9 protein-coding genes are annotated in these 11812 nt (G+C 59.6%); all 9 read right to left on the minus strand.

Going from position 1 to position 11812, the window contains the following annotated elements; translation table 11 throughout:
• Window positions 1-15: 15 nt before the first annotated feature.
• Entirely contained in the window at window positions 16-921 is a 906-nt protein-coding gene (locus LHW45_03320; protein ID MCB5284606.1) for a SagB/ThcOx family dehydrogenase, read from the minus strand.
• 13 nt (window positions 922-934) lie between these two features.
• Window positions 935-2032, minus strand: a complete 1098-nt coding sequence (locus LHW45_03325) for an ATP-dependent 6-phosphofructokinase (protein ID MCB5284607.1) — start codon at window positions 2030-2032, stop codon at window positions 935-937.
• Window positions 2033-2069: 37 nt separating this feature from the next.
• The gene (gene dxr, locus LHW45_03330) at window positions 2070-3224 is read right to left on the minus strand and encodes a 1-deoxy-D-xylulose-5-phosphate reductoisomerase (GenBank protein MCB5284608.1); all 1155 of its coding nucleotides are present in this window, start codon (window positions 3222-3224) and stop codon (window positions 2070-2072) included.
• Complete coding sequence (locus LHW45_03335) at window positions 3218-4168, minus strand: hypothetical protein (protein ID MCB5284609.1); 951 nt, start codon at window positions 4166-4168, stop codon at window positions 3218-3220. The genes dxr and LHW45_03335 overlap by 7 nt, the downstream gene beginning before the upstream one ends.
• Window positions 4169-4239: 71 nt before the next feature.
• Window positions 4240-5367, minus strand: coding sequence for a sodium ion-translocating decarboxylase subunit beta (locus tag LHW45_03340; protein MCB5284610.1), 1128 nt, complete (start codon window positions 5365-5367; stop codon window positions 4240-4242).
• Window positions 5368-5369: 2 nt separating this feature from the next.
• Window positions 5370-6074, minus strand: coding sequence for a biotin/lipoyl-binding protein (locus tag LHW45_03345; protein ID MCB5284611.1), 705 nt, complete (start codon window positions 6072-6074; stop codon window positions 5370-5372).
• Window positions 6075-6077: 3 nt separating this feature from the next.
• Entirely contained in the window at window positions 6078-6944 is an 867-nt protein-coding gene (locus LHW45_03350) for an OadG family protein (protein MCB5284612.1), read from the minus strand.
• Window positions 6945-6947: 3 nt separating this feature from the next.
• A complete protein-coding gene (locus LHW45_03355) occupies window positions 6948-8492 on the minus strand; it encodes an acyl-CoA carboxylase subunit beta (protein ID MCB5284613.1) in 1545 nt (514 codons plus the stop codon).
• Between the two features lie 162 nt (window positions 8493-8654).
• Entirely contained in the window at window positions 8655-11534 is a 2880-nt protein-coding gene (locus LHW45_03360) for a glutamyl aminopeptidase (GenBank protein ID MCB5284614.1), read from the minus strand.
• Window positions 11535-11812 lie beyond the last annotated feature (278 nt).

Consider the following 11812-nt stretch of genomic DNA (forward strand, 5'->3'; position numbering starts at 1 on the left):
AGCCGGTTCCCTTGTTCAGGAGCCGGCTTCCTTTTTTCCCACGGGAGCCACGTAGATCACGAATTCCTCCTCACCGTCCAGGCCCAGGCTGGCGTTCATCATTTCATCCATGAAGGCCCCGATCATGCAGGCCCCGGCACCCACGGCCTCGGCAGCCAGATGGATGTTTTGGCCCCAATGCCCGGCATCAACATACAGATAGCGGTAGGAGCGCTGCTGATAGCGCCAGACAGCGCGGTAGGGCCTTGCGCTGAGGATGAAGGTGACGGCGGAATCCGCCACCATCTGCTGTCCCATGCAACCTTCCAGAACTTGCTCCGCGATGTCTTCCGGCGCTTCCAGCCTGATCAGGCCGTGCTTCAGCGGGTGATACCAGTAAAGTCCGGGGGTGAGGTTGGCCACATTGTTGATGAGTAGATAGCACTCAAAGGGATGGCGGCTGCCGGCGGAGGGGACGTTGCGGAAGGTGACCTCAATGTTTTTGCCGCTGCGGAAATCGCGCGCCCAGCAGGAAGCCCAGAGCAGGAAGGAAAGTTCTTCCAGGGAAAGGGCCTGGGCGGCATATTTGCGCAGGCTGCGGCGCTGGCTGATCGCCTGGCGCAGAGTGAGTTCCGGCACAGGGATGCGTTCCACGGCCGGAAGCTGGATGATCTCTCCGGAGCGGACCTTCACCGCTTCCGGACAGGGCTTGCCCTGTTCCTGATCGCTGCTGCCGCCATAGACATAGCGGGTGAGGCGCACGAAATCCGGGCCGATGGTGGCCGCGCGGTCCAGTTCCGGCTTGATTTCCGCCACGGCCGCAGAACAGCTTTGCTCAAGCTTATCAAACTCTTCCGCGCTCAGCTTGAGCTCGGCCATGATCTCCTCGCGGCTGGAGCCGCGGACTTTGTGGAAGATGAATTCAAAGTTGGTCATATCCATGTTTTTACTCCTCTCAGTCACCCAGGCAAATGCCCAGTCCGCGCGCGGTGCGCACCAGTCCGGATTCCGGGTCCACATGGTTGTAGGTTTTGATGGCGTCGGCCAGGGGTACCGCAACGATTTCTGGATGACGGTATGAGGCCATTTGCCCCCATTTTTGCTGCAGCACCATTTCGAAAGCCATCACGCCAAATTGCGAGGCCAGAACTCGGTCGAAGGAGTTGGGCCGTCCTCCACGCTGCAAATGGCCGAGGATGGTTTCGCGGATCTCGATGGAGCAGCCGGCGTCCTTGAGTTCCTGGGAAAGTCGCAGTCCGGCTCCGCCGAGGCGGATGGGCATGGCGCCGGGATCTTCTCTGGCGGTGTAGCTCATGGTTCCGGCCAGGGGTTTGGCGCCTTCGGCGATAACAATGTTGGCGAAGCCCTTGCCAGAGGTGATGCGGCGGTTGAGGGCCTCCATCACGGATGTGATGTCATAATCGATCTCAGGGATGAGGCAGACCTCAGCGCCGCCCGCGATGGAGGCGTGCAGCGCGATCCAGCCGGCATAGCGGCCCATCACCTCCAGGATCAGCACGCGGTGATGGCTGGCGGCTGTGGTCACCAGCTTGTCCACTGCATCGGTGGCGGCGTCAACGGCGGTTTGGAAGCCAAAGGTGAAATCGGTGTCGGAGAGGTCGTTGTCGATGGTCTTGGGTACGCCGATCACGGGGCAGCCCAGCTCATAAAGGCCTTGGGAGATGCGCTGGGAGCCGTCACCGCCGATGTTGATCACAGCGCTGATGTTCTGGGCGCGGAGGCGTTCGATGAGGTCGGCGCTCCGGTCCATGGTGGTCCAGGAGCCGTCCGGGTTCTGCACAGGCCAGTTGAAGGGTCCGCCACGGTTGGTGGTGCCGATGATGGTGCCGCCCTGAACGTGGATGCCGGCCACGGTTTTGGGCGTGAGTTCCACCAGTTGCATGGGATCAAGCAGGATGCCGTTGAAGGCGTCGATGCTGCCCAGAACTTCCCAGTCCGGTTCAAAAGCGGCGCGTTTGACTATGGCACGGATAACGGCGTTGAGGCCGGGGCAGTCTCCGCCTCCGGTAACGATCAGCAGCCTTTTTTTCATTTGTTACTCCAATTGGCTAAAAATTCAGGGGCGCGGCTCAGCCATGAGCCTCGATTGTGCCTTGATAAACTGCCCGGTTGGCCTCGATGATCTCTTCCAGAGAGGGTTCCGGTTTATTCGGCCAGGTCTCCACCGTGGCGGAGCAGATGTGATGGATTTGTGGAAACGTGATCTTTTCCTCCAGAAACAGGCGTAGGGCGGCCTCGTTGGCACTGTTCAGCACCGTGGGCAGGATGCCGCCGCTTTTAGCCACCTCAAGCCCAAGATAATAAAGGGGATAGCGTTCCGGCGGAACCGACGCGAAATCAAGCCGCGAGAGGCTCAACAGATCGGTTGGCACCAGTGAAGAGGGCCAGCGCTGGGGCCAAGACAGCGCGTAAAGGATGGGCAGTTTCATGTCCGGAGCGCTAAGCTGGGCCAGGATCGACCCATCCACGAACTCCACCAGGGAATGGATCACGGACTGCGGATGCAGTACGGCGCTGATCCTCTCGTAAGGAAGCCCGAACAGCCAGCGCGCCTCCATCACCTCCAGGGCCTTGTTGAACATGGTGGCGCTGTCGAGGGTCACTTTCGCGCCCATCGACCAGTTTGGATGCTTTAGTGCCTGTTGGGGCGTGACCCTGGGAAAATCTTCGAGGGGCAGGTCGCGGAAAGAGCCGCCGGAAGCTGTGATGTGGATATGCCTGATCTCGTGGGCGGAATGAGCGCCGATGGCCTGGAAAATGGCGCTGTGTTCGCTGTCCACGGGCAGCAGTTGCACTTGGTGGGCCTCGATCAGCGGCATCAGCAAATGCCCCGCCATCACCAGAGATTCCTTGTTGGCCAAGGCCAGCCGGGCCTTTTTCTTCGCGATGGCAAAGCTGGCGCGAAGTCCGGCCGAACCGCTGATGGCGTTCAGGGCTACATCGTAGTCCTCATCCCGCAAGGCTTTGAGCAGTTCCTCTTCGCCGAAATACAGTTTCAGATCGGAATACTTTTGCCGCAGCGACGCCTGCTCCGCGGGATCTGTGATGCCCGTGAGAATGGCTGTGGAAACCGAGAATTCCCGGCAGATGGCGGCGAGTTTGGCGGCGTCCGTGTGGGCTGAAACAAGGCTGAGGGTGATGTGGGAGGGTTGCTCGCGCAGCACGGCCAGGGTGGACGAGCCGATGGAGCCCGTGGCACCCAGCAGGGCGAGTTTGCTTACCATGTGTAGCTGAGTGACAGCCGCTGCGAGGACCCCAGTTCATCAGCCGAGCCGTTGCGCCAGGCGAAATCGATGCCCAAGGCCTTGTAACGCACTCCCAGTCCGGCAGTGAAACAGTCCGTGTCCCAGCCGGCCATCACGTTGAGCGCGGGGATGGGGTTAACCAGAACCCCGGCATGAAAGTCCGCGCTGACAGGCCCGGCAGCCACATTGGAGGCCTCGCCGCGGTCTTCCGCAAAGATCTGGGTACGCAGGGCCAGGTGGACGGGGATCTCTTTGAAGGGGGCGAAGCCGTAGCCTAGTTCCAGGTCCAGATTGGGAATGGCGATCTCATGGGTGCCGTTGGCCCAGATGAGCTGGGTGGAAAAGAAATCTCGCAGGTTGGCCGCGGCCCGGAAGCCTTTGCCGGCGTTCCAGAGCAATCCGAGGTCGGCGCCGATCCCGAATCCGGAGTTTTCCGCCAGACTGCGGTAGGCCAGTTTTGGTGTCAGGCCCAGATGCAGATTGTCCCGCAGCGAGCGGGCCAGGCTGCCGTAAACGATCACATCGTGGTTACCCACGGTTTTCCAAACCTCGGGGCGGTTGGCGTTGCTGAGGCTGTCCGCGGGGTTTTCCAGCTGGGTGAGCTTGATCTCGTCGATGCCCAGATGATTGATCTGGAGCGAGGTGCGGGTCTTGGTGCCGAACACCGCGCCCAACTGGTTTTGCTGCATCAGGCCCTCAAAGTGTTCCACCCGCATCAGTTCCACTCCGCTGAAACCGGGTTCGGCCAGCAGCGCGGGATTCCACCAGCCCGCGGCCAAAGAATTGCCGTAAGTGAGGCCGGTGTTGCCCATTGCCTGATTTTGCACGCCGGAGGAGAGCTGAAAGATCTCGCCCGCGTATTTCGTGGCTCCCAGCAGCGCCGTGAGCGCCAGGAAGAGAATGGCTGTGTATGGTTTTTTCATGAATCTTACCTATGCGGACAAGATAAGCCGGACCGCGCTTTTGGTAAAGTAATTTATTTTCGGGGGAGGCGTCAACTGCCCAAAATTCCCAGCAACACGCCCGCGGCGACGGCGGAGCCGACCACCCCGGCCACGTTGGGGGCCATGGCGTGCATCAGCAGATAGTTGGTGGGATCGTATTTCTGCCCCATCACTTGGGAAACGCGCGCGCTGGCCGGAACGGCGGAAACGCCGGCGTTGCCAATGAGGGGGTTGATCTTGTCTTTCACAAAGAGGTTCATGAATTTGGCGAACAGTACGCCGGTGGCCGTGGCCACAGCAAAGGCGAAAGCGCCCAGGAAAAATATCCCCAGCGCCTGCGGGGTCAGAAACACGTCGGCCGTGGTTTTGGCACCCACGGTGAAGCCCACCAGCACGGTCACGATATCGATCAGCGAGGTCCGGGCGGTGAGGGCGAGGCGTTCCGTGACGCCGCATTCTTTCAGCAAATTGCCCAAAAAGAGCATGGCCAGCAGCACCACGCCGCCGGGCGCAATCACGGCCGTAACCAGAAAGGTGATCACGGGGAAGAAGATCTTTTCTTTTTTGGAAACCTGGCGGGGCGGCTTCATTCGGATCAGACGCTCTTTGGGGGTGGTGAGCAGCTTCATGATCGGCGGCTGGATCACCGGCACCAGGGCCATGTAGGAATAGGCGGCCAGGGCGATGGGGCCGATCAGGTGCGGGGCCAGTTTGGAGGATAGGAAGATGGAGGTGGGTCCGTCCGCGCCGCCGATGATGCCGATGGAGGCAGCTTCCAAAACGTTGAAACCGAGCAGCAGGGCGCCCAAAAAGGTGCCGAAAATGCCCACCTGGGCCGCCGCGCCCAGCAGGATCAGCTTGGGATTGGCGATCAGGGTGGAAAAGTCGGTCATGGCGCCGATCCCCAGGAAGATCAGAGCGGGAAAGATGCCCTTGCTAACACCGAAGTAGAGGTAGTTCAGCACGCTGCCTTCGCTCACCACGCCCAGGCCTTGCTCCAGCATGCCGGGAATGTTGCCCACGATGATGCCGAAACCGATCGGCACCAGCAGCAGCGGCTCGAAGCCTTTCACGATGGCCAGGTAGATGAAAACTATCCCGGCCAGGATCATCACCGTGTTGCCCCAAGTGAAACTCACAAAGCCGGTGGTGTTCAGGATCTGAAGAAATTCCTGCATGCTCAGGCCTCCAGCTCGATCAACGGATCGCCTTCCTGCACGTTGTCGCCTTTCTGGACGTGCACCTTGAGGACCTTGCCGCTCAGGTTGCTGTGGATCTCGGATTCCATTTTCATCGCCTCCAAGATCAGCAGGGTCTGGTCTTCCCGCACAAACTCGCCTGGCCGCACCTTCACCTCGATGATGTTGCCGGGCAGCGGGGCGCGCACGATCCTGTCCGCGGGGGCCGTTTTGGCTGGGGGCAAGTTTTGCGGGCGGGCGGGTTTGGCCTGTTCCTTGATCTCGATGCCGCTCAGCGTCATCAGCAGATCGCCTTCCTGGACGGGCGCGCGGTCTTTCACGTGGATCTTTTCCACCACGCAATCCACCGGCGCGGCGATCTCGGATTCCATCTTCATCGCTTCCAGCACCAATATGGTCTGGCCTTTTTTAACGGTCTCGCCTTCCTTCACGCGGAGCGAGGCGATCACGCCGGGCAACGGCGCGCGGACCTCGCCGGTGCCTGAGGCAAAGTCGCTGGAAAACGCGGGCGCCAGCGGAACGGCCTGTTCCTGTTGTGGCAGCACCGGCACCTGGGGCAGGGCGTCATCTTCGATCTGGATCAGATAATCAGTGCCGTTGATGTTTATCTTGGCGTGGCTGGTAGTGTATTCCAGCACCCGGGCTTCATAGCGCTGCCCGCCTATGATCAGTTTATAGGTTTTCATGATTCAACTCCTCTTGCGCAGGATTTCCCGGTTGGGCATGTTCAGCATCACGCTGCCCCGCCACTGGTCGGAACCTGCGCGGCGGAAGGTGAGCAGCAGCCGGCGCCGCTCCTCGATGTCGTGTTTGTGCAGGTGCAGCGCGGTGATGGCGGCCGCGATCACGTCTGCGTTCATGTCCACCGGCCGGGCCTTAACCTTGCCTGAGGGTGTGAGCACCAGGGCGCTGTCCGTTTTTTTGGGCTTGGCATTCAGGTGTTTCAGCTGGCTGATCACCAGGGCGGTGAGGGCCAGGGCAGAAAACACGATCAGCACGCCGAAGCCGAGGATCGAGAGCCCGAACCCCATCTTGTTGTCATTGAAATCGTTTTCGAAGGTCACCAGCTCTTCCGGCGTGCGGTTCAGCGCCTGCAGGGAATAGTTGTCAAAGCTTTTATCGGCGCTGTCGATGCCTGCGAACTGGCGCAGCTTCTTCACCGGCAGCTGTTTCTGCGCGGCCAGCTCGCCGATGCTGCTCAGTTCCGTGAAGCCATAGATGCTGTATTGCTGCGCCAGCAAGGCCCGGAAGGGCGTGATGCCCAGCCGGCGCAGGCTCATCCTGTCCAGCACTTCATTTTTGGGCTCGATGCCCAGATACTCTTTCCAGCGCTCCAGGTCCCTGATCTCCAGTTTGGCGGCCACGTCGGCCAGCTTGTCCGTGTCCTTGAAGCCATAGGCGCTGATCACCTCGCTTTCCCGCAGCTGCAGCAGGCTGTCGGACATCGCCTGGATCTGCAGTTGCAGGTCTTCGAAGCTGGGTTCCTCCACTTCCTGGGCCGCCAGCCCGAGGCAGAGCGGCAGCAACAGGAGGACGAAAATGATTCTCTTGCTCATGGCTTAAAGCGGTATGTTGCCATGCTTGCGCGGCGGGATGCTGTCCTTTTTGTTGGCCAGCATTTCCAGGGCCCGGATGAGGCGGAAGCGCGTACGCGAGGGCTCGATGATGTCGTCGATATAGCCCCGCTCGGCCGCGGCAAAGGGATTGGCGAATTTCTCCGCGTATTCCTTCTCCCGCTCCAGCAGGGTCTGTTTGGGATCCGCTGAGGCCTGCGCCTCTTTGCGGAAGATCACTTCCACGGCGCCTTTGGGCCCCATCACGGCAATCTCCGCGCTGGGCCAGGCGTAAACCAGGTCCGCCCGCATGTGGCGGCTGTTCATCACGCAGTAGGCACCGCCGTAGGCTTTGCGCAGGATCACGGTGATCTTCGGCACGGTGGCTTCGGCGAAGGCGTAAAGCAGCTTGGCGCCGTTGCGGATGATGCCGTTGTGCTCCTGGCTGGTGCCGGGCAGGAAGCCGGGCACATCTTCCAGCACGATCAGCGGGATGTTGAAGGCATCGCAGAAGCGCACGAAGCGCGCGGCTTTGATGGAGGCGTCGATATCCAGCACCCCGGCCAGGATTTTGGGTTGGTTGGCCACGATGCCCACGGGAAAACCGTTCATCCGCGCGAAGCCCACCACCACGTTTGGGGCGAAATTCAGCATCACCTGCAGGAATTCGCGGTCATCCACGATCTCGTGGATCACGTCCAGGATGTCATAGGGCTTGTTGGGGTTTTCCGGGATGATTTCGTCCAGTGAGGCGCAGACGCGGTCCACCGGATCGTGGGACGGCACATAGGGCGGGTCTTCCATGTTGTTCGAAGGCAGGTAGCTTAGCAGTTTTTTGATCAGCAGCAGGGTCTCTTCCTCGCTGTTGGTGATAAAATGCGCCACCCCGCTCTTGCTGGAATGCACTCCCGCGCCGCCCAGGTCGGCGGTGGTCACCGTCTCGTTCAGAACGGTTTTCACCACCTTGGGCCCGGTCACGAACATGTAGCTGTTGCGCTTTTCCATCATCACAAAGTCTGTGATGGCAGGAGAATAGACAGCTCCGCCGGCGCAGGGGCCAAGGATGGCGGAGATCTGCGGGACCACCCCGCTGGCCATCACGTTGCGCCAAAAGATCTCGGCATAGCCGGCCAGAGCGTCGATCCCTTCCTGGATGCGCGCTCCGCCGCTGTCGTTGAGCCCGATCACCGGGCAGCCGTTCTTCAGCGCCATGTCCATGATCTTGCAGATCTTTTCGGCGTAGGTCTTGGAGAGCGAGCCGCCGAAAACTGTGAAATCCTGCGCGAACAGATAGACCAAACGCCCGTTGATGGTGGCGCTGCCGGTAATTACGCCGTCACCGGGATAGACCTGTTCGTCCATGCCGAAATTCACGCAGCGGTGCGTTACAAAGAGGTCAAACTCCTCAAAACTATCGGGATCCACCAGCTGTTCGATCCGCTCGCGAGCGGTGAGTTTGCCCTTGTCATGCTGTTCCCGCACTCGTTTCTCGCCGCCGCCAAGGGTCGCCGCGTCGCGCTTTTCCCTCAGTTTAATGATCTGGGTTGTCATGTTTCAGTCCTTGATTTGGATGATGCTTTCAGATATCCTGCCCGGGAGCGTTATCACTTCCCGGAGCCAGTCGTTCGGGAGCCAGTTTATTCAACTCCGTTATTTCGTAAAGGTTTATTATTCCTGCTACGAAGTCCTGCCAGGTGTCGCTGTCTTCCCGGATCAACGCAAGCGCAGGGTTTTGAAGAGCTTGCGTTCGCCGGAGGCCCTCAATTCCAGCAGATACACGCCGGCGGCCACCGGGACGCCGTTTTGGTCGCGGCCGTCCCAAACGAACTGACTGTTGCCTTTGGCGCCGGAACTTCCTCGAAAGCCGGCTATCCGCTGCCCGCGAATGTTATGGATGTCTATCTCCACCCTCTCGCCTGCTCTGGCGGTTTGGCAGTTGATCCGCAGCTCCGCGGCAAAGGGATTGGGCGCGCAGCTCAGAGTGACGCTGACCGCGGGGCTCAGACCGTCGTCAACCTCCACTCCGGGATAGAGTTCCGGGATGATCTGGCTCAGGAAGTCCCTGACCTCGTCCTGCAGCATGAAATAGAGCGGAAAGCCCAACAGCGCCAGGGTTCCGCCGGCTTGAGCCCGGATCGCCAGCGGCTCGTTGTCGTTCACTCCGGCGTTCACGATCTCCGCCCGGTAGAGTGGGTCCGCCGCTCCCGCGAAGACATAGCTCATCGGCAGCATCCCGTTCCAGGGCGTCGCCAGCTTGGCCGGGTCCGGATGCAGGTCGGGATAGATGTCACTTTGCGCGGAAACCAGCACGGCGGAGTTGTTCAGTAGCGGTGTGATGCCCGGCAGGAAGCGGTTCAGAAAAGCGCTGTCGAACTGGCTGGGGTATTTCCAGCCGGAGATCAGCAGGGTCCCGCCGCTGAGCACGTAGCTGCCCAGCAGGTTTTGGTAGTCGATTATGTGCATGTCTGAAAAATCGTCGCAGTGCCAGAGGATGAAGGGATGGTGGCTCAGCTGGCTTAGGCTGAGCTGGTTTTGGCTCTCCAGGTCCCGCACCGTGTGGGCAAAATCGCCCAGAACATAGGCGTAGAAATCATCCACCATCTGGTCGGTGGGCGAAATGTTGGCTCCGTTGCCATGCCTGGTCTCGTCCACCAGCAGAAACCCCTGGTCGAAGGGAAAGTCGATCGGCGTGGTCACCATCCGATTGGAGGGCAGGCTGAGAAAGCCCTCCAGGTCCACCGCGGTCACGTAGTATTGATAGCTGTGGCCGTTGGTCACGGTGACGTCTGTGTAGTTCAGAGTGTTTAGCGGCGTGTCCGTCAAGCGGATGAACTCTCCGTCCGGAAACAGCTGGCGGAAAACGTGGTAACCTGCCAGCGGGATGCCGCCGCCAAAGGGATTCCAGCTCAGGTCCACGGCGCCGTCGTAAGCCAGGCAGGTGGCCAGTTGCAGCGTGTTTTGCGTGAAGGAGCGGGTCAGCACCCAGTGGTTGGGATCGATCTGAATGGTGCCAACGTCGTCGGAAAGCGCGATGGGAAAGTAGTTTGTGTAGCCTTCCGGGGTGGCCCTGACCACCACGGAGTCCGCCACCGCCGAGCCTGGAATGCTGATCGGCACGTCGATGTCGAAGAGCGTGGAAGTGGGGCTGGTGGTGGTGGCGAAGATCTTGGCCATCCCCGTATCGTTGTGCAGCACTGTGAAAGTGGCGTTGGGGATGCCCGGGGAGTAGATCCACTGTTGGAAAAACTGGCTCAGGTCTTCTCCTCCGGCCAGTTCGGCAAGGCCGATGAATTCCGCCGTGTTTATGTTGCCGCCGGGAAAGGTGGTCAGGAGGGAGCGGATGAAGTTGAAATAGCCTTCGTTGCCCAGTTTCAGCCGCAGCATGTGCAGCACGGAGGCCGATTTTTCGTAGGTGGGCGGCGCGAACATCATGTTGTACTCAGGATCGAAAATGGTCTGCGGTCCGTTGCTGTTTTCCCAGGAGACGTAGTATTGCTGGATGTTGTCGCGCAGGTAGTCGCAGCCAGCCTGCCAACCCTCATGATGCGCTTCCCAGAGGAATTCCGAATAGGTGGCAAAACTCTCTTTCAGCCACACCTCGCGCATGGTGATGGGGGTCACCAGGTTTCCGTACCACTGATGCGTAAGTTCATGCGCCACAATTGATTCGTAATTCTGGTTCCCGGTCAGGTAGGCCGCTCCGAAAGTGGTCATGGTCTGGTGCTCCATCGCCGCGTAGGTGGTCATCGGCACCACCATGTGCCCGTATTTTTCAAAGGGATAGGGTCCGTACACGGAAGAGAAGAAACCGATCATGTCTGGAACGTTGGCGAAATCCATCTGGGCGTTGTTGATTTGGCCGGGCAGCACAAAATTCTGGATGGGCAGGTCCCCGGCCTGCTGCGTGAACTCGATGTAGGGCGCGGCCGCCAAACCCATCACGTAAGTGGCTATGGGGGAAGATGATACCCAATGGTGGGTGCGGGTGCCATCGCCGTTGTCGGTGATCCCGGTCCTGATCCCGTTGGCCGCGGCCAGCCAGTCTGAGCGTACTGTTATGTTCCAGTCCACCAAAGCTTTATCCCAGGGATGATCGTAGGAAGGCCAGTAGTAGCGCCCGGCGTCGGGATTGGAGAGGGTGTAAACTGCGTTGGGGGTGAATATCAGGCCGATGTTGTAGGGCGCCGGGGAGCGGCGGGGGTGGCCTGAATAGTAAACTTTGGTCACAAAGGGGTTGCGCTGCGCTGGGGGCAGGGGAATGCTCAACAGTCCGTCAGCGTGGGTGAAGGCCACCTGCGCGTCGTTGAGCAGCACACTGTAAACCTGCAGCGAATCGCTCTCCAGTTCATAATGGATCGCATCCAGCGGCCACTCGGGCGTTACCTGCGCCTCCACCATCCCGTTGATGAACTGGGTTTCGGTGTTTATCTCCAGGTTGATCACGTATTTGCTGATGTCAAATCCGGTCAGCGAATCGGCGCGCTCGATCTCGCGTGTGCTGGGCTCCAGGCTCCAAAAGGGCTGGTTGGCGTTCAGGCCGGTGGCGAGAAACGACAAAAGAAACAGCGGCAACAACTTGGCAGATTTTATCATCTTTTCCTCAAGCGGGTTTTCACCCTGGCTGATTAATAAAATCATGCTCCCCCAACCGCTTGTTTTTGTCAATCAGATATCCTGTATTTTGGAAGTGCAGGACGGAAACAACCATGGCTTGATTTTCTAGAGTTGGATATCTGCTCACTTTCAAGGCATCCCCCCAAAAAAGTGAGTGTCAGGAATTGCAGTAGTCCCTATAACAAGAGAGTATGGCATTATTTTGTCCACCGATTTGTGATTTCCGGAGCCATTTGGCCATTTGTCCTCAAAGTTCG

The sequence above is a fragment of the Candidatus Cloacimonadota bacterium genome (assembly GCA_020532085.1).
Lineage (GTDB): Bacteria > Cloacimonadota > Cloacimonadia > Cloacimonadales > Cloacimonadaceae > Syntrophosphaera.